We start from the raw sequence: 20,012 nt of genomic DNA on the forward strand, positions 1-20,012 counted from the left end.
ATTTGTGTTAACGTTTCCCTGAAACATGGTTTGACCATTTCAATATGTTTTTGAACTTTATTTAACGGAGATGATATAGTAATGCTTCTTTCCTTTCTGCACCAATAGGTACTTGTCCTGAAGCAGGGGAAAAGCCACAGGTGAATTCGGATCGCTCACTTTTTCCTTGTTGATGGAAACGCCCCCTCCCTGAATCATTTTTCTGGCCTCACCCTTGGATGGGAATATCAGGCCTTGTGCTTTTTCTGAAAGTAGGTCAACAACATTAGCGGTCTCTTCAAATTCATTTCTTTTGATCTGGACCTGGGGCACACCATCAAAAACCTGAAGGAAAGTCCTTTCATCCAAAGCCGCTAAGTCCTCGGTGGAAGATTTGCCAAAAAGAATGGAAGAAGCTTTGAGTGCCATTTCATATTCCTCTTCACCATGGACCATGATGGTGACCTGTTTGGCGATTTCTTTTTGAAGGATGCGCAAATGGGGTGCTTCTTGGTGTTCCTTCTCAAGGCTTTCGATACTTGCCTTGTCCAATAGCGTGAAAATCCGGATATATTTGGAAGCATCTTCATCGGATACGTTCAGCCAGAACTGATAAAATGCATAGGGTGAGGTTTTTTCAGGATCTAGCCATACTGAACCGCTTTCCGTTTTTCCGAATTTTGAGCCATCAGCCTTGGTGATCAATGGAACAGTAAGTGCGAAGGCCGAACCACCTTCCATTTTTCTTATCAATTCGGTCCCTGTTATAATATTTCCCCATTGGTCAGAGCCCCCCAATTGGATGCTGACCCCTTGATTTTTCCAAAGATGAAAGAAATCATATCCCTGAATCAGTTGGTATGAAAATTCGGTAAAGGAAAGTCCACTACCTTCTTCCAGTCTCCTTTTTACAGAATCCTTGGCCATCATATAGTTGACGGTAATATGTTTTCCCACATCACGGATAAAATCGAGGAAAGTAAATTGGGACATCCAATCGTAATTGTTGACAAGCTCGGCTTTGTTGGCTGCCCCTTCTGCAAAATTCAAAAATTTAGCAAGCTGCTTTTTAAGGCATTCCACATTATGGTCCAAAGTGGCCTTATCCAAAAGATTCCTTTCAGCAGATTTGAAGCTGGGATCACCTATCATTCCCGTAGCCCCACCCACCAAAGCATAGGGTTTATGCCCGGAACGCTGAAAGTGCAAAAGCGTCATTACCCCAACCAAATGGCCAATATGTAATGAATCTGCGGTAGGATCAAAACCCAGATAGGCAGATCGCATGCCTTCTTGTAGGTGTTTATCCAAATCGGGTGTCAAATCCTGGAGCATTCCTCTCCAGCGCAGTTCATCTATAAAGTTATTCATGTGTATTTTTTGTTTTCAAAGCTGCAAATATAGCTTTTAGCGTGTAGAGAATACAAGGATTCGGGCAATTTAGAAAGACAGTACCTACAATAGACCGAAATCTTGGATGGCTTACTCATGAGAATCGGAATATCATGTTTCCGATAATCGACACGAACTAAACAGGAAACAATTGGTGTTTATCTTCATATTTTGACATATGGCAACCAAAACAAATAAGGAAACCAAGGTCACAATGGCCCATGTTTTCAAAACGATTATCTGGCCTAGAAGAAAGCATTTGTTTTTAGGCCTCTTTCTGATCATTATTTCAAGACTATCAGGTTTGGTCTTGCCCGGAGCAAGCAAATTTTTGATTGATGATGTGATTCCTTCCGGGGATCTGAACCTGTTGAAGTGGCTTGTAATCGGAGTAGTAGCTGCCGTCACCGTTCAGGCCACGACTTCCTACGCGCTGACCCAGATCCTGAGTGTAGAAGCCCAGCACCTTATCGCCAAATTGCGGTCAAAAGTTCAAAAGCATATCATCCAATTGCCCATCCGATTTTTTGACAATACCAAAACAGGTGAACTCGTATCCAGGATCATGACTGATGTAGAAGGGGTACGAAACCTTGTCGGTACTGGTTTTGCCCAAATGATAGGTGGGATTTTAACAGCCATTATATCTCTGGCCCTTTTGATCTATATCAGTCCTTTGATGACCCTCTATGTACTTGTTCCTGTCATTATTTTCGGATTGATATCTCTCAAAGCATTTGGTAAAATCAGACCCATATTCAGGGAAAGGGGAAAAATCAATGCGGAAGTTACAGGCAGATTGACAGAAACATTGGGGGGAATAAGAGTCATAAAAGGTTTCAATGCAGAGGCCCAGGAAATCAAAACCTTTGAAGCTGGGGTGGAGCGTTTGTTTTTGAATGTCAAAGCCAGTTTGACGGCAACCAGTTTTGTTACCTCAGCTGCGACTTTTTTACTGGGACTGGCTTCCGCAGGGATCATGGGCATAGGGGGCTACATGATTATGGAAGGACAAATGACTTTTGGGGATTTTCTGGCATTTACCCTGTATTTGGGCTTTATGATCGCTCCGATCGTTCAGATGAGTAATATTGGCAGCCAGTTTACAGAAGCCTTTGCGGGACTGGACCGGACGGAAGAGATCATGAATATGCCTCTGGAAAGTGATGCCAAAGAAAGGACCATTCGGCTTCCCGGTATCAAAGGGGATGTCCGCTTTGACAAGGTTTCTTTTGCCTATGCTGAGGGAAAAGAGGTGGTCAAAGGGATTTCATTTCATGCTCCTGAGGGTTCGGTAACGGCATTGGTGGGAACCTCCGGTTCAGGGAAAACGACCATTGCCGGATTGGCGGCTTCATTTTTGAATCCGGATTCGGGTAAGATCACGGTGGACGGGGTAGATTTAAAAAAAATAATGCTTGAAAGTTACCGTTCCCAGTTGGGGGTGGTACTGCAGGATGACTTTTTGTTTGAGGGAACCATTAGGGAAAACATCCTTTTTCCACGTCCGGATGCGAGTGAGGAAAGGTTGATGCAGGCTGTTAAAGCCGCACATGTGGATGAATTTACCAACCGGTTTGAAGAGGGCTTGGATACTTTGATCGGAGAGCGGGGAGTAAAACTATCCGGTGGACAAAGGCAGCGGATTGCCATTGCGCGGGCGATATTGGCAGACCCCAGGATTTTGGTGTTGGATGAGGCCACTTCCAATTTGGATACTGAAAGTGAGGCCTTGATCCAGGCAAGTTTAAAAGAACTGATGAAAGGCAGGACCACTTTCGTCATTGCCCACCGTTTGAGTACCATCCGTCAAGCCGATCAGATTTTGGTGATTGAGCAAGGAGAGATTGTGGAGCGGGGCAAACACGAGGAGCTGATCGAAAAACAGGGGAGATATTATCAGTTGTATACCTATCAGGCAAGGATTTAGTTAAGTAGGAATTGCGAGGTCGGAAGGCCTGACAGGGAAGTAGGAAGTCTGATTTTGAAACATTAAGGATTTTAGGGAATTAAGGGGTCCATTAAGAAGTATTAAACCCGACGACAATTAGCTTACTAACTGATTCTTGTCATGTTTTAAAGGTTTGATAATCATTAATTTTCTCATGCAATTAGAATCGCATGGGAACACTGAACGTCACCAAATTATCTGGCAGAAAAGCCAAGGCAAACTACTTCCATCATTTGATAAGGGATTTGGAAGCCCTTGACAAAATGGTAGAAACGGGTTTGATTGAAAAATCCCCTGTACGCATTGGTGCCGAACAGGAATTTTTCATTGTAAGAAATGATTTTTTGCCCAATAACAATTCCCTTAAGCTTTTAGAGGCTTTCAATGATCCCCATTTTACCACCGAGATAGGAAATTTTAACCTGGAGATCAATTTGGATCCTCTCATTTTGGGAGGAGATTGCTTTTCCAGATTACACCAAAATCTTTCTGATTTATTGGAATTGGCCAAAAGAGAGGCTGCCCAAGAAGATTCAAAAATCATCCTTACAGGTATTTTACCCACTTTATCCCATTCACATATCGGTATCCAAAATATGACCCCTGTTCAAAGGTATTATGTATTGAATGAGGCGGCAAGGGAATCCCGGGCACAGGATTTTATGATCCATATCAAGGGGGTTGATGAACTGAACCTGATGCATGATTCCGTGATGCTGGAAAGTTGCAATACCAGTTGGCAAATGCACCTACAAATTGATCCGGATGAATTTATTGATATGTTCAATTGGTCGCAGGCCATTTCAGGGCCAATTTTGGCTGCTTGCTGCAACTCTCCGCTGCTTTTTGGCAAAGAGTTATGGAGTGAAACCAGGATAGCCCTCTTTACCCAAAGTGTGGACATCAGGACCAACTCTTTTCTTTTGAACGATAGTCAATCACGGGTGAGTTTTGAAGATAAATGGCAGAGAGGCCGTATTTCAGACATTTTCAGGGACAATATTTCCAGATTTAGGAGTTTGTTGACCGCGGAATTTGAACTGGATAGTATGGAAATGCTGAAATATGGTCAAATACCAAAATTAAAAGCACTTTGTCTGCATAACGGTACTGTATACCGCTGGAACAGGGCCTGCTATGGTGTAGGCGGGGGAAGGCCTCATTTGCGGATTGAAAACCGGTACATACCCTCTGGTCCTACAATGATAGATCAAGTAGCCAATTTTGCATTTTGGGTAGGAATGATGAAAGGAAGGACAGAGGAGTATGAGGACATTCAGGATCGCTGGGATTTTAAAGATACCAAGTCGAATTTCTTCAGAGCAGCACGGTATGGCATGGCATCCCAATTTGTATGGAATAATGAATTGGTATCAAGTCAGAATCTTCTTATGAATACTTTTCTCCCCATGGCTAGAAGGGGACTCAGGAAAGTGGGGATTGTTGAGGAGGATATTGATAAATACCTGAAAGTGATTGAAAACCGTATTAACAGAAGAAATGGAGCGACATGGCTGGTGGATTCTTACAGAAATCTCCTCAAAACCAAGAAAAAAAACGAGGCAAGACAGGTATTGACTGCTCATTTATACCTTAACCAAGAAAAAGATATCCCTGTATCCGAATGGGAGTTGGTTGCCCCTGATGCTACCTCAACTTTTAATATTCAAAAATTGGTTAGCCATATCATGAGTACGGATATATTTTCTGTAGAAGAGAAAGATCCTATTGAGCTCGTCGTCAACATGATGCGCTGGAACAATATCCATCATATGCCTGTGGTAAAAGGAGATAAGGAGTTGGTAGCTTTGCTTTCTTGGTCAGATGTACAGCAATATTTGGATAGGCCCAAGGAAGTTCAGCTTTGGGTGCGAAAGGTAATGAAAAAAGAAATCATTACCATCTCTCCTGACAAAACGGTCCAAGAAGCAAGGGATTTGATGGCCAAACATCAGATCAACAGCCTTCCGGTAGTCATAGAAAATAAGCTTATAGGCATAGTAACATCCAATGACGTATAAAGATGGAAAGCAGCTTGGGAGAAAAAATAAAGATTAAACATACCAATAGGCTTCTTGGGTATATTCAGGGAGAAGTTTCAGGCCCATCGGTTTTGTTTTTTGCAGGAATTCACGGGAATGAACCTGCGGGGGTGATAGCTCTTCAAAAAGTTATGGCTGAACTTCAATCCATAAATAGTGAAATAAAGGGTAATATTTATGCCATCCTTGGTAATTTGAATGCCTTAAATGCTGGCCGAAGATATTTGGATGAGGACTTGAACAGGATTTGGACTAATCAAAGGATTGAACAACTGGATAAAAAACCCAAATTACTTGACGAAGAAAATGAAATGAAGGATTTATTGAACCTGATTCAAAATATCCTTCAGGATGCTAAAGGTCCTGTTTATTTTATTGACTTTCATACCACTTCCAGCAAATCCTATCCATTTATTACTATCAATGATGCGCTGATCAACAGGAAGTTTGCCATGCAATATCCCGTCCCCATTGTTCTGGGAATAGAGGAATACCTAGATGGACCCATGCTTAGCTACATTAATCAGAAGGGTTACGTCGCCATAGGTTTCGAGGCAGGGCAGCATCAGGATGAGAAGTCGGTAAAACACACAGAAGCTTTTATATATCTGACATTGAATTTTACCGGCAGTATCAAAAAGAAAAAATTCCCAGCGCTTCCTCAATATTTTAACGACTTAAAAAAGAGTTCAGGGGATTTACATAAGGTTTTTGAAATTGTTTATCTCCATAAAATAGGGGAGTGGGACAGGTTCAAAATGCATGTAGGATTTGAGAGTTTTCAGGTAATCAGGAAAGGGATGGAATTGGCCATCCATAATAATCAAATAGTGAAATCTCCATTTTCAGGAAGGATATTCATGCCTTTGTACCAAAGTCAGGGAAGTGATGGATTCTTTATCATACACAGCATTCCCCTTTTTGTTTTGAAGCTATCTGGGTTTTTAAGAAAATTGAAAATTGATAACCTGTTGACGATTTTTCCCGGTGTCAGCTGGGAAGAAAAGGATAAGATGGTATTAAAAGTCGATCTTAAAACAGCCCGTTTTCTCGCCAAACCTTTTTTTCATTTATTGGGATACAGGGTCAGAGTGCAGGAAGGAGATTTTTTAAGATTATCCAATAGAGAACGGGTAGCCAGAAAAAAGATGTACCGGAAAGAGAAGTGGTATTGATTTTTTTTTAGAAAGATCATTCGAGGAATTTTACATTGAGGAAAACGTACAGAAAAGGAAATGACAGCTATTGAAGCGTCAACCTGAGATTTTAACATTTAGGAAAATGTATAGAAAAGGTAATAACAAAATTACGCGTCATGCTGAGATTTTAAAATTTTGGTATTTTCAGAAAGGCAATGACAGCCTGTACCGTCATCATGATCCGCCACAGCCGGTGAAGGATCTCCTCTATTTTAGGAGACTCTTCCTTCGTTAGAGTGACGTTTCGGATTCAAAAAATCTGTCATTGGTAGGATAATGATGATAAATCTTAAGTGCTTAAAATTTTTAAAGAGATTCGAACCTCTTTTCATATGAGGATTTTAAAACCAATTTTCCTGCATATCGAGTGTAGGCATTTCAGAGGAAAGCAATCTTTTTCCAAGAGCATCCATTTTTACCAGTTCATATTCATAAAAGTAACGCAGGCACATGATTTTTCCCTGGTAAAATTCATGCTCTGAAGTTCCTTTTTCGAGTTGTTCCTGAGCAGTAATTCCCTGTTTTAGCCATTGCCAGGCAATGGTTAGAATTCCAATATATTCTAAATAAAGTGTTGCATCTGCTAAAAATGCTTCTGTATGATTCCCTGCCTTAGCAAGCAGGTGAAGGGTAGTTTGTTGTGCTTTGCCTAAATATTTTTCAAGCTTTTCTGCATAAGTGGAGAGCTCATTTTTTTCCTTGGCATGAAAGATTGTAGTAGTCAATTCCCTTCCAAATAATTGAAGCGCTTTGCCTTCTTTCATCGGTACTTTCCTGCCCAGTAAATCCAGTCCATGGATGCCAGTAGTGCCTTCATGAATGGGGTGGATACGTGCTTCCCGATAATACTGTTCTACCGGAAAATCCGTGGTATAACCGGCCCCGCCAAGGACTTGGACGGCGGCTGATGTTGTCAGGCAACACATTTCTGAAGGATAAGATTTGGCTATTGGGGTCAAAAAATTGAGTAGGAGGGTGGCTTCTTCTTTTTCAAGTCCCTCTCCCACATGGACGATATCGCTCAATTTGCTGCAATAAAGAAGCAGGGCAAGAGAGCCTTCTGTGATGGATTTTTGGAAGAGCAACATGCGTTTTACATCTGCATGTTGGATAATCGGGATCTGGGGTTTTGACGGATCTTTTTCACCAACTTTTCTTCCCTGAGGTCTTTCCTTGGCGTAAGCCAGGGAGGCATGGTAAGCAGCAGTTCCAATGGCCGTCGCATTCATTCCCACCCCAATCCGGGCCTCATTCATCATTTGGAACATGTAGGACAGACCTTTGTGTGGCTCGCCTACCAAATAACCTTCACAGCCATCATTAGATCCTATCATGAGGTGTGCGATAGGGGCTCCTTTGTAACCCATTTTATGGTAAACACCCTCGGTCAAAACATCATTGGATGTTCCATTAGGCACTCTTTTTTGAGGGACTACAAAAAGGGAAATACCCTTCACTCCTTCCGGAGCTCCCTGGATTCTTGCCAGCATGAGGTGGATGACATTCTCGCAGGCATCATGGTCCCCACAGGAAATATAAATTTTTTGGCCTTTGATTTTGTAGATTCCATCTTTTTCGGTTGGAACAGCCAATGTCCTTAGATCAGATAAGGAAGAACCTGCATCAGGTTCGGTCAGCGCCATGGTGCCTTGCCATTTGCCGGTATACATGTCCGGGGTAAACATTTCAATCAATTCCCTGCTTCCAAAAGTACGGATCAGATTGGCTGCTCCGGTAGTCAAAAAAGGGTAGACCGAAGCCGAATAATTGGCGGCTTGGAAGATAAAACCCGCAGCCATATGGAGGGTATTGGGGAGTTGTTGTCCTCCCTCCTCATAGGGAAAGGTGGCATTGATCCAGCCATTTTCTCCAAACTGACGGATGATGCCTTTCATACCTTCATGAACCTGTATCTTTCCATCGACCAATTGGGGCTCCTTTCTGTCCATCTCTGTCAGTAAGGGCCTAAGATAGTTTTCGGCTATTTGGTCAGCTGCTTCCAGTACCAGGTTAAAAATTTCTTTTGTATGGTCATGGAAATAGGCATGCCTGGTCAGCTCCATTACCCTGAGGTTCTCAAACAACTGAAATTGAAGATCCCTTTTGGAATAGAAAGTCATAAAGGTCTTTGGTTTGAATGAGGGAATATACACCAAATGCCTCAATAAGTCCAAAAGCTTAATCACTTTGCAAGGGTTTGGACCAAAAAGCAGTATTTGAACAGGGTTCAATTGATTAAACTAATACCTTAAATCCGCAGGGCGGATTTAAAAAAAGCCGAAAAAGTGGCTGAATTTATTCAATTCAGGCTTTTCCGGCTCGTTTTTTTTTCACTTATTTAGGTGTTACCACACATCCTTGATAAGCGGTATGAAAATTACGAATTCGACAGAAAAAATCACACCTTTCGGAGGTTTTAATTTTGTTTTTAACTCTTTCAAAAATTCTGGTCTCCCAGAACTCATTGATAATCAATTGGGGGTTAGAGCCTTAAGGGGAGGGTTTTCATACAGTGACATTTTCGCCAATCATATGGCTATTTTCTTTAATGGTGGCGACTGTACTGAAGATATCAATGTTCACTTGAGAGACGCACTTGAACAGGTCCCTTCATTTTCAGTATGCAGTGCCGATACAATTCTGAGAGGTATCAAAGAGCTTGCTGTTGATACAGAACTCTTTATAAATCCGTCCAGTGGAGTAAGCCATGAATTTAATATCAATGGAAAACTCAACAGCTTGTTGTTAAAATCAGCTTGTAAGACCGGATTACTCAAGTCAGGTGTTGCTTACGACCTCGATTATGACAACACCGTCATTCCAACTGAAAAGTACGATTCAAAAAAGACATATAAACACGTCTATGGATATCAGCCAGGTGTAGCTTCCATAGCACATCCTGAATTTTCACAGGCCATTCCTGTGTACGTAGAGGGCAGAAATGGCAACAGTCAGGCCAAATATTTGCAGGCTGATACACTTACACGCATGTTTGGGCAGCTTACCAATGAAAATATCCGTATCGGAAGGTTCAGAGCCGATTCAGCATCCTATCAGGAAGAAGTTCTCCGCACACTGGAAGCACATACCGAAAGCTTTTATATACGGGCAAACAGATGTGCCAAACTGGATAATATCCTTGGAAGTATAGCCCCTGAGAAGTGGCAGAAAATACGTTTGGGTGTACAGGAAATGGAAGTTACTGACCTATCCGACTACAAACCTTTCGGTAAAGACAGGTCTTACAGGCTGGTCATTACCAGAATCAGGCGTAAAGACGGGCAGGCAGATGTGTTTAGTGGAGATGCATTTACTTACAGGGCTATTCTGACCAATGAACATACATCGTCCAATGAAGCTGTTGTAAGGTTTTATAACGCCCGGGGTGCAAGCGAACGCTTGTTTGATGTACTCAACAATGACTTTGGCTGGTCTAAGTTGCCCTGTTCGTTCCTTGCAGAGAATACCTCCTTTATGCTTATGACGGCTATGTATGCCAATTTTTACACCTATATCATTGGAGAGTATTCCAGAAAAGTTGATTGGCTTAAGCCTACCGACAGGCTCAAGAAGTTTATCTTCAGATTTATCACTGTTTCAGCCAAGTGGATAAGAACGGGAAGAAGAGAAGTGCTCAAACTGTTCACGAGTAAGGATTACAAGCCGATTTTGAACTAAATTCAGATAAAAACCCCTCAGGAGCTCAAAAAATAAAGATTTACAGGGAAGAGGTATGCCTTTTCCATTAAAATTGAGGAAAAAAACCGTCCATTTTATCCTCAAACCTAAAATCCATTGTCTCAAAACTATGAACACTCTTCAATCAAAGGGAAGAAATTCCCGAACTAGACCAAAAATGAACACAAACAAGCAGATTCAAATCTCCAAACTAAAATCCTGCGGATTTTAGGTAATAGTAAATGTTATTGCTCTTCGGTATATTTTTCCAATTTCGCCCCTTCATTATATCCCTTTTTAAAAGCTTCCACAGCCTGATCCCAATTGTAAATACTATCAAATAGGAAAAAGGCAAAAATTCAAAGGAAAAAGAATCCTACATCCCTCTTAGTAATCCTGATTTTTATATTGAATTAGGTTTAAATTAAACAAAAGATATCAGAGAGTTTAGTTACCAAAATAAATCAAAAAAACCTAAATCTCAAGTTTACACTAAATCTTAATAGGATAATAAAATATGTGCCCGAGCTTACTGCCTAACAATATTTAGGACATTTTTTGCCTGCTGTAGATGCCTTTTTTCATGTGCGACCATTATATCCAGAGCCTGTGGGAGGGAGTAAACGATCAGTTTATTTGCAGGGGAATGGATGATGGCTTCCTTTTCAATGTAAGGGCCCAATTCCTTGATCCAGTTTTTTAAATCATCCTGATGCGACAAAAATTTTTCAATGATATGCTCTTCACCTTCCTTGATTTTTGGTTCCCATAACGGGAAAGTCCGGATTTTCTTTTTCCCACCATCAGAAACAGAGCGGTAGATCATATTTCCAAAGAGTTTGGTGAAAAAGCTGAATTTACCGATAAATGCGCCTACAAAAGTATTGTCTATCAATTGCTTGAAAATAGGGAAATAACTGCTGTTAACCGTAATCAGGTGTTCTAGATTCTCTGCGATGCTCCAGGTTTTGCTATCGGGTTTGAGAAAAAGGGTTTCCTTTTCTAAGCTGCCAAATGAGGCTTTGATTTCCTCACTGAGATGATCCAGTTCATTGATCCAATGCTGCGTTTTGATATCCATGGGCTCTAATTTTCAATGAATTTCGCAAAAACTTCTATCAATTCATCTATGGCATAAAGGTTTTTTCAAAGCCCACTTTACACTATTTTTTGACTTCTGATAATTCTTCCAAGGTTTGCAGGAGATGATTGGCAGTAGATTTTCCCAAAGACATCCTGGTCAAATAAGGAGCGTGTGGTAAAGTTTGATCTTCAAAATATTCGGGTTTAACAATATAGCCCAAAGCGTCCTGCCCGAGCCCCAGAACAAATTGTGGACCAACCTGCATCAAGGCTTTGGTTTGAAGGGCATAAATGGGGGCAGTTTCTCCTGGATGGGTCGCAAAATTGGCTTCCCCAACTGAAAACCAAACCACTTCGGTCTCCACTACATTTGAAATGGCTCTTTGAATAATTCCTCCTGCTGCCAATTGTCTCCATGCTTCGTTTTCGACAGGCAAGGCAAGCTTCTTACTCCGAAAGGTCAAAGATGCAGACTGAAGATCCTTTCCTTCTTTCAATGCATAAATGGCAGCATGGGCCAAGCCTTTTCCTCTTTCCAGTACTTGCTCATAGGGAATTCCCTTATCCATAGGTTGTATCCATCCCCCAATGGCGCCTTGAAGAAATAGATGTTCTCCTCCCAGTTGCTTTTCCATTTCCTTGTAAAAGCCCGCTACATAATCCGCCGACACCTCATTGTACACAGCATCGAGGTAGGTGGGATGGCAGGCAAAATTGCTCAGAGAAAGGATGTTTTGGCCTTTATCATTGAGAAACTGCAATACAGTCATCGATCTGTCAATTTCCTCCTCACAGATATTGGCCACCCAATCATGACCATATTCGGTGACTCCATATTTTGCACTTGCCTTTTCCAGATTGGAGGCCGCAACTTGGATTTGTTCTGCCGTTGTTTTTACCAGAAAATCAATGTATTCCGGATCCACACCACTTTGGGTATAATTTTCTCCCCATAAGCCGACGACATCCGGACCTGAATGGGTATGTGTGGAACTGATAACAATGTTTTCAGGTGTAAAAGGTATACCCAAGTCCATTTTTCTAACTTTTTCCCTGATCTTTAGTAAATCCTGATAAAGCAAGCCTATACAATCCACCGTTACCAGTGCAAAACTCTCTTTCCCATCGTAAAATACGGCTGCTTTTACGTACAAACTGTCCAATATCCCGGTAAACCTTCTGTTTTGTTTGTCCCCTGCAATAAAAGCACCCATTGGGGGATTGATAACCGCTTTTGAGACCCCCACTTGGAGCATATGGACTTTCTCTTCTTTCTGAGCACAGGAAAGAAGCAAAAGAAAAAGAATAATGGAGTAGAGGTAGCCCTTCATTTGGTAGTATAGAACTGAATTAGGTTATTTATCTCTAAGAATTTTTTCAATGGCAGCCAGTTCTTCTTTGGAGAAACGGATATTGTCCAAGGCTTTGACATTGTCCGCCAATTGCTCGGCTTTGCTAACCCCAACCAGAACGGTGGTCACCCTTTCGTCTTTTAGCAACCAGGCAATGGCCATCTGTGCCAAGCTTTGTCCACGTTTTTTGGCGATTTCGTTCAGCTCTTTCACTTTTTGGATCACCTCATCTGAAATCTGTTCCTTTTTCAGGTAACGGCCATCTTTTGCCACACGGCTGTCCTCAGGAATGCCTTTGAGGTACTTGTCCGTCAAAACTCCCTGCTCAAGTGGTGAAAAAGCAATAGACCCGATGCCTTCATCTCCCAGCACATCCAATAAGCCATTTTCCACCCAGCGGTCAAACATGCTGTAGCGGGGTTGGTGGATTAATAACGGCGTGCCCATTGATTTTAGGATTTGTGAAGCCCTAAGCGTGTCCTCAGCAGAATACTGGGATATGCCCACGTACAAGGCTTTTCCAGAACGGACTATATGGTCCAATGCCCCCATGGTTTCCTCTAATGGAGTTTCAGGATCAGGTCTGTGGTGGTAAAAAATATCCACGTAATCCAATCCCATTCTTTTGAGACTTTGATCCAAAGAAGCAATCAGGTATTTTCTGGATCCCAGGTTACCATAAGGACCGGGCCACATATCCCAGCCTGCTTTGGTAGAAATGATGAATTCGTCTCTATAAGGTCGGAAATCCTTTTCCATGATCCTGCCAAAGTTCTCTTCAGCAGAGCCATAAGGAGGGCCATAATTGTTGGCCAGGTCAAAATGGGTGATGCCAAAATCAAATGCCTGTCTCAGGATATGTCGGGCATTTTTGAAGTCTGCATTGTGCCCAAAGTTATGCCAGAGACCTAATGAAATCTGAGGCAATAAAATGCCACTTTTCCCGCAGCGGCGAAAAGGCATTTTATCATAGCGGGCTTCATTGGCAACGTAAGGAGGTAAAGGTTGGTGATCGTTGATGCGCATGGGTTATTAAGGTTTAAAGTTTGAATTTAAACAATGATTCAGGAAGAATAAACCATTTCAAAAACTTCTTTCTTAAAGTAGAAAAATTCCTCCTATTACTGATACCGCAGCAATAGTAAATACTACCAAAATAGGTTTCCAGGCATATTGGATCCAATCCTTGTAAGAAATCCCCGCAGCAGCCAGAATGGCCATCAGGCCCCCATTACTTGGGGTGACCATATCCATGATGCCGGCCCCATACTGATAAGCCAACACCACCACTTGCCTTGACATTCCGATCAGATCCGCCAAAGGAGTCAACAGCGGCATGGTCAACACCGCCTGACCTGAGGTGCTCGGAACGGGGATATGCAGAATGGCCTGGGCGATCATCATTCCAAAAGCAGAAAGTCCCAATGGCAATCCTTCCAAGGGATTGAAAAGGGCATAGATGATGGTGTCAATAATCTGTCCGTCCTGTAAAACCAGGTAAATGCTTCTGGCCAAACCAACGATAATCCCAGCAAAAACCAACTCAGCAAAGCCCTCTGAATAAGCTTTGGCAGTTCCATTGATGCCCAATTTCCCGATGATTCCCGCACTTAGTCCCATAGCAAAAAAGATAGCGGACATTTCATTGTAATCCCAGTCCCAGTTGCTCAGGCCATAAATCATGACTCCAAAGGTGAGGGCTACCAAGATCAAGATCAGAGAATGCGATTTGGACATTTTATCCGGTACTTCCTCGGATGGGTTTTCCTGATGATTGGGGTCTTTCCCTGTACGGATGACATAGACTATCCAGAAGCCTAAGGCTAAGGCCAAAAAAAACATCCTATACAGCCCGGCAGAAAATAGGGGGACTTCAGCGAAGTTTTGTGCAATCAGTACTGAAAAGGGATTGGAAGGGCCAAAAGCCCCACCGATGAGGGCACAGCCCAAAGAAATGGCGACACCGGCTATTGGGGTATAACCCACTTTTCGGCTCAGGATCATGAGTACGGGTACCATGGCAATGATTTCTTCCTGAAGACCGTTCAATGCTCCAGCTGTGGCGAATAAGATTCCAACCAATGCCAGTAAGTAGGCTTTGGCATTCTTGAAGCGGTGGATCAGGCTTTCAAGACCGGACTGGAAGGCACCCGTTTTGTCCACCACATAAAAGGCCCCACCAATAATCAGGATCAGTACCACCACCTCAGCCCCTTCAATAATGCCTTCAGGTATGCTGAGAAACATTTTCCCTAGACTTATGGGTTGACTGTCTATTACCTTATAGCTGCCTTCTACTACTACCTCCCGACCTGTTGCCTCATCCAAGACCCGATCAAAAGATCCTGCAGGGATCAGGTATGTCAATACTGTCGCCAAAGCAACAAAAGAAAGCATAATGATCATGGGGTGGGGGAAGGAGAATTTCATTGGAAATGGAATTTTTTAATTTTTTCAAAAGCCATGGACATATGCCTAGGGGCTGGTTGATGGTTGCAGATTTCTTCTGAGCTGATCACGCCCATTCCCTGACAGGTTCTGCAATCAGAAAACTGTTTTAGATTTCCATCACAGGTCGGACAGGTATGCTTTCCTTCTCCTTTGCACTTGTCACACTCTAAGTATTCCACAATATTAAATACATTTCTTTTGGTCAGTAGCCCTTTTCCATAGCATTTATTACAACCAACCAATCCCCTGCCTCTGCAAAGGCTGCAGTCCTGAAGGATTTGTTTTTTCCCTTCGCAGGTAGGACAGGTGTGTATCCTGTAGCCTTGATTATTACAAAATTGACATTCTAAAATAGCTTTGATGGGTGCTTCCAGTTTCTTTTCCAATTCTTTGGCCTGCTCATAATTCGGGGCATTTCTGCCATTGATTTGAAGGTACCTTTTGATAAAGTTCAAGCTGTTGTCATACTGTCCCAATTCAAAGAGGGTGACCGCAAAATGATAAGGCATTTCCGGCGAAATGGGTAACCCGCTTTCAATAATTTGCCTGAAATAAGTATTGGCTTGTTCATAATTACCCTTTTCCATTTCAGCGAGGGCATTGTTGTACAAACGGGAGGAACCACCTAATGCTGGCCTTACCTGCGCGCTGAGCTCAGAAAAACTGAGCAAGGAAAAAAAAATGCTAAGAAAGACTAATTTATGGTATAACCTCGATGTTTTTTCTTCACTGAATATATCCATTTTTACCATTTTCCAGTGGAAAAGTAAGGAGCTTTGATTGAATTCACAAATAAGGATATCAGTCTGTGCCGGTCATTATTTGAGCGGTCAAAAATAATCCTTAAAAATTTAAAATTTTCTCGGAATATTATTTCAAAGTTTTTAAATTGTAGGAGATAAATCGCTTTTAAATCTTAAAGTTTTTAGGCCATGTTAGAGCAAGTTTTAAAAAATATTTCACCTGAATTACTGAAGGGTTTGACCGAGAATTTTGGGATGGATCAGGGACAGGCCAACAAGGCCATAACCACAACAAAAGATGGTCTTTTGGGTGGCTTAAGTAAAGAATTGGCTAGTGGCAATGTCGGTGGCTTGTTGGATTTGCTCAATCAAAAGGGCAGTCAAACTTCCAATCCGGTTTTTCAGGGACTAGCCTCTTCATTAAGCAGTCAGTTTGTCCAAAAGATGGGTTTCAACCCGGATCGGGCAGGATTGATTACAAATTTTATTTTACCCAAAATTTTCTCTGCTTTTAGTAACAGTAAAAAAGGAGGTTTTTCGCAGAATGATCTTATGGATATGTTGGGAAAGGCAGCGGGGGGATCTATAAGCGGTCAGGTAGGCAATATTTTAAAAGGTGGACTAGGCAATCTATTCAAATAAACTTACAACCAAATTTAAATTTTACAATTATGGCAAAAGCAATCACAATGATCGAAGGTATCGGTGCAGTTTACAAAGGTAAACTGGAAGCAGCTGGAATTAACAGCGTGGAATCACTCCTTGAAAAAGCAGGTTCAAAAAAAGGCAGGGTAGACCTTGCTGCTGCTACGGGAATCAGTGAAAAAAGAATTCTTAAGTGGGTGAATATGGCTGACCTGTTTAGGATCAACGGTATTGCTACTCAATTTGCAGAACTCCTCAAGGCAACAGGCGTAGATACGGTCAAAGAGCTTAAAATGCGTAATCCTGCCAACCTGCATAAGATGCTGATTGAAACCAATGAACAAAAAAAATTGACCCGTGCTGTTCCGGCCCTTTCCCAAATAGAAGATTTTATCAATCAGGCCAAACTGATGGAACCTATGGTCACCCATTGATAATTTGTTGACATTTTTAGGCCCGGGGGATTTATCCGGGCCTTAACTTTTTTGTTCCTAACTAAAATAGATTTTTGCTTTATATTGGAGCAATGAAAAAGATATTACTACTATTAGCCAAATTTCTTGGAGGGTTTTTCCTGCTTGTTTTAATCCTTTTGGCCTTGTCATACCGACCGGATATTTCCCATGAAGTATTATTGCCGAAGTATACGGACTCCTATTCTCATTTTGTCAAGGTCAATGGATTGGAAGTACATGTCAAGGTTAAAGGGGAAGGGGAGCCCATATTTTTGATCCATGGGAGTTTTTCATCTTTGCAAACCTGGGAGGCATGGGAAAATGAACTCAGTCAATATTTTATGACGGTTTCCATGGATCTTCCAGGTCATGGATTGACAGGTCCGGACCCCAAAAAGGCATATGGCATCAGTGATTATGCTGCCTTATTGTTTCAAATGGCTGATGCGCTGGGCATTGATGAATTTCATGTCGCCGGAAACAGTATGGGAGGTGGCGTAGCCTTAAAAATGGCTTCTGATCACCCAGAAAGAATCTTGAGCCTTAATCTGATTGATTCGAGTGGCGCCCCCATGCCGGTAAGTTCCCCTGAAGAAAATCAGGGTACCCGTTCCAATAGTTCTGGCGCAATGATCTTCAGGGTTGCCCAAAATCCCATATTCAATAAATTACTGTTGAAGTGCACCCCCAAAATGCTCTTTAAATGGAATATGAAACAGGTTTACTTTGATCCAGATAAAATCACTGATGAACAGGTTACGAGGTACTATGAAATGATGCGGAGAGAAGGCAACCGAAGGGCGACTGTAGACAGACTGACAAGCAGGAGACCTTATCAAGTAGATTTTGATAGGCTCAACATGCCTGTTTTGATCATGTGGGGAGCCCATGACAATTGGATACCTCTGAGCCAGGGGGAAAGGTTGCAGCAAGCTATTCCTGGCCCTACCTTTAAGGTTTTTGAAAATGCGGGTCATGTTCCTATGGAAGAAATTCCGACGGAAACTGTCATAGAATATCTTCATTTTTTAGGGATACAGGTGGATGTGGATTATCTTGCTCCTCCCAAATTCTTCAGCTATGTCCCTTGAGATACTTATTTTAGCGATTGTTGTCATTCAAACCTTCCTTGTGGTTTTTCTTTTGACTCAAGTTCAAAAGAAAAACTCAGCCTCACTTGAACAGGCCAAGGAATTGATGGAATTGCGTTCCCAGTTGGAAAAGCAGATGCAGTCCAACAGGACTGAAATACAACAAGGCCTTTTGCAGCAGTTTGCTTTGGTCATGGAATCGCTCCGTGCCAATGCAAAGGACCAATCGGAAGCTTTAAAGGATTTTGGACGCCTGTTCCGGGAGAATGTCCAGGAATTTAATGCCCTCCAACGTGAAAAATTCCAGGAATTGGTCAACAAGCAGGAACGCATGCTTCAGTCTACTGAGGACAGATTGGAGAAAATGCGTGAAACTGTGGATGAGAAACTGCAAAAGACTTTAGAGGCAAGATTAGGTCAATCCTTTGAACTTGTGAGTAAGCAGTTGTTGGCAGTGCAAAAGGGATTAGGAGAGATGCAGACTTTGGCTACAGGAGTTGGCGATTTGAAGAGGGTCTTGAGCAATGTAAAAAGCAGAGGAGTGATGGGGGAGTACCAATTGCAGGGTATTCTGGAAAATGTGCTTTCCCCGGAGCAATATGCCTACAATGTGGCAGTGAAAACGGGCCAAACGGAAAGGGTAGAATATGCCATTAAAATGCCCGGCAACCATGAAGATGGTCCTGTTTACCTTCCTATTGACGCAAAATTTCCTCAGGAGACTTATTACCGTTTGTTGGATGCTTATGATACAGGAGATAAAACTCTGGTAGAAGCTGCAAGACAGGACCTGTTCAAGGCGATCAAAAAAGCTGCACAGGACATCAGTCAGAAATATATCCATCCACCTTATACCACAGATTTTGGCCTTCTTTTTCTTCCTATGGAGAGTCTTTATGCAGAAGTAATCCGAGATGCCCACTTGGCCCAGTCCCTACAAAGGGATTTTAAAATTGTGGTCACAGGTCCAACCACCTTGGCGGCCATGTTGAACAGCCTTCAGATGGGTTTCAGGACCTTGGCCATACAGCAACGTAGCTCTGAAGTTTGGAAGGTTTTGGGGGCAGTGAAAACAGAATTCAGTAAATTTGGCGATCTGATCAGTAAAGCTCAGAAAAAGATTTCAGAAGCGAATAATGACCTGGATCTTTTGGTGGGAACCAGAACAAGAATGATTCAGAGGAAGTTAAAGGAAGTGGAAGAACTTCCGGAGGAAGAGGGGAGAAAGTTATTGGAATAAAATCTTGTGGATAAACTTAACGTTATTTTTCAAAAAAAGTCTTTCATGAAATTTATCAAAGTCCTGCTATTGGTACTCTTTTGTCATCAGGTATTGGCACAGGAGTTTTATGAAGTGGAGATTGAGGTGAGGGAAAACTCCATAGTGATCAACAATACAGCAGTAGACATGATCCAAAAGGGAAATTTTGCTTCTGCAGCTAGGATATTGGAAAAGGTTTTAGAGGATGATCCTTCGTACCACTCCGCATATCTGAATTATTACAGAGCAGGAAGTCAGGTTGAAGAGAAAAAGGAAAAAGTCATTCAAATCTTGCGTAAGGGGTTGAAGATTTTCAAAGAAGACGATGAAATGGCCTACTACCTTGGCAATTTGCTTCAAAAAGAAAACAGATTGAAAGAGGCGATCGAAGCTTATTCAGAAGCTATTGCCTACAGCAAGATTAATGGTGAAGATTATCCCTTGGTTTGGGCCTATTATTTCAATCGTGGAAATTGTTACCTAAAGAATAATCAGCACAGCAAGGCCATTCCAGATTACGATTATGCCCTGCAGCTTAGCCCAGATAATCCCGATATTCTTACCAACAGAGGTTTTTGCCATTATAAAACCAATAATGCCCAAGCAGCCTGTTCCGACTGGTCTGTGGCCTTTCAATTAGGAAGTGCCAATACGCAAAGGTATATCCAATCATTTTGTCAATAATTTTAT

16 protein-coding genes are annotated in these 20,012 nt (G+C 42.0%); 9 read left to right on the forward strand and 7 right to left on the reverse strand.

The genetic code is table 11. The features are described from left to right. Positions 1–57: 57 nt before the first annotated feature. The gene (tyrS, locus tag BC751_RS14550) at positions 58–1,350 is read right to left on the reverse strand and encodes a tyrosine--tRNA ligase (RefSeq protein WP_130276291.1); all 1,293 of its coding nucleotides are present in this window, start codon (positions 1,348–1,350) and stop codon (positions 58–60) included. 199 nt (positions 1,351–1,549) lie between these two features. On the opposite strand from tyrS, the gene BC751_RS14555 reads away from it, so the two are divergent. The 3 genes from BC751_RS14555 (at position 1,550) to BC751_RS14565 (ending at position 6,539) form a co-directional block, all read left to right on the forward strand. After that, complete coding sequence (locus BC751_RS14555) at positions 1,550–3,301, forward strand: ABC transporter ATP-binding protein (RefSeq protein WP_130276292.1); 1,752 nt, start codon at positions 1,550–1,552, stop codon at positions 3,299–3,301. Positions 3,302–3,492: 191 nt separating this feature from the next. Next, positions 3,493–5,343 (forward strand): CBS domain-containing protein, encoded by a 1,851-nt coding sequence (locus tag BC751_RS14560; RefSeq protein WP_130276293.1) that lies wholly within the window; start codon positions 3,493–3,495, stop codon positions 5,341–5,343. Positions 5,344–5,345: 2 nt separating this feature from the next. Further along, entirely contained in the window at positions 5,346–6,539 is a 1,194-nt protein-coding gene (locus tag BC751_RS14565; RefSeq protein WP_130276294.1) for a succinylglutamate desuccinylase/aspartoacylase family protein, read from the forward strand. 365 nt (positions 6,540–6,904) lie between these two features. Here BC751_RS14565 and BC751_RS14570 read toward each other — a convergent pair whose 3' ends face one another. Beyond that, a complete protein-coding gene (locus tag BC751_RS14570) occupies positions 6,905–8,683 on the reverse strand; it encodes an acyl-CoA dehydrogenase family protein (protein WP_130277592.1) in 1,779 nt (592 codons plus the stop codon). A 250-nt stretch (positions 8,684–8,933) separates the two neighbouring features. Here BC751_RS14570 and BC751_RS14575 point away from each other — a divergent pair, with 250 nt between their 5' ends. After that, positions 8,934–10,241 (forward strand): IS1380 family transposase, encoded by a 1,308-nt coding sequence (locus BC751_RS14575; protein WP_130273823.1) that lies wholly within the window; start codon positions 8,934–8,936, stop codon positions 10,239–10,241. A gap of 529 nt (positions 10,242–10,770) precedes the next feature. Here BC751_RS14575 and BC751_RS14580 read toward each other — a convergent pair. From BC751_RS14580 to BC751_RS14600, 5 genes are all read right to left on the reverse strand, one after another. Further along, on the reverse strand, positions 10,771–11,322 hold the full coding sequence (locus BC751_RS14580) for a DinB family protein (RefSeq protein WP_130276295.1): 552 nt from the start codon (positions 11,320–11,322) through the stop codon (positions 10,771–10,773). 82 nt (positions 11,323–11,404) lie between these two features. Continuing rightward, complete coding sequence (locus BC751_RS14585) at positions 11,405–12,655, reverse strand: neutral/alkaline non-lysosomal ceramidase N-terminal domain-containing protein (protein WP_130276296.1); 1,251 nt, start codon at positions 12,653–12,655, stop codon at positions 11,405–11,407. Between the two features lie 24 nt (positions 12,656–12,679). Beyond that, the gene (gene mgrA / locus BC751_RS14590) at positions 12,680–13,702 is read right to left on the reverse strand and encodes an L-glyceraldehyde 3-phosphate reductase (protein WP_130276297.1); all 1,023 of its coding nucleotides are present in this window, start codon (positions 13,700–13,702) and stop codon (positions 12,680–12,682) included. A gap of 72 nt (positions 13,703–13,774) precedes the next feature. Further along, positions 13,775–15,106 (reverse strand): YfcC family protein, encoded by a 1,332-nt coding sequence (locus BC751_RS14595; RefSeq protein WP_130276298.1) that lies wholly within the window; start codon positions 15,104–15,106, stop codon positions 13,775–13,777. After that, entirely contained in the window at positions 15,103–15,870 is a 768-nt protein-coding gene (locus tag BC751_RS14600) for an outer membrane protein assembly factor BamD (protein WP_207226891.1), read from the reverse strand. Before BC751_RS14600 ends, BC751_RS14595 begins: the two co-directional genes overlap by 4 nt. Positions 15,871–16,059: 189 nt before the next feature. Between BC751_RS14600 and BC751_RS14605 the strand changes: the two genes are divergently transcribed. From BC751_RS14605 to BC751_RS14625, 5 genes are all read left to right on the forward strand, one after another. After that, positions 16,060–16,512: a DUF937 domain-containing protein gene (locus tag BC751_RS14605; protein WP_130276299.1), complete on the forward strand. Its 453-nt coding sequence runs from the start codon at positions 16,060–16,062 to the stop codon at positions 16,510–16,512. Positions 16,513–16,541: 29 nt separating this feature from the next. After that, positions 16,542–16,949, forward strand: coding sequence for a DUF4332 domain-containing protein (locus tag BC751_RS14610; protein WP_130276300.1), 408 nt, complete (start codon positions 16,542–16,544; stop codon positions 16,947–16,949). A 92-nt stretch (positions 16,950–17,041) separates the two neighbouring features. Beyond that, positions 17,042–18,061 carry an alpha/beta fold hydrolase gene (locus BC751_RS14615; protein WP_130276301.1) on the forward strand — a complete coding sequence of 340 codons (1,020 nt, stop codon included), beginning with the start codon at positions 17,042–17,044 and terminating at the stop codon, positions 18,059–18,061. Continuing rightward, entirely contained in the window at positions 18,051–19,301 is a 1,251-nt protein-coding gene (rmuC, locus tag BC751_RS14620; protein WP_130276302.1) for a DNA recombination protein RmuC, read from the forward strand. The genes BC751_RS14615 and rmuC overlap by 11 nt, the downstream gene beginning before the upstream one ends. Positions 19,302–19,346: 45 nt before the next feature. After that, positions 19,347–20,006, forward strand: coding sequence for a tetratricopeptide repeat protein (locus BC751_RS14625; protein ID WP_130276303.1), 660 nt, complete (start codon positions 19,347–19,349; stop codon positions 20,004–20,006). Positions 20,007–20,012: the final 6 nt, after the last annotated feature.

It is taken from the genome of Cecembia calidifontis (assembly GCF_004216715.1).
In the GTDB taxonomy this organism is placed as follows: domain Bacteria; phylum Bacteroidota; class Bacteroidia; order Cytophagales; family Cyclobacteriaceae; genus Cecembia_A; species Cecembia_A calidifontis.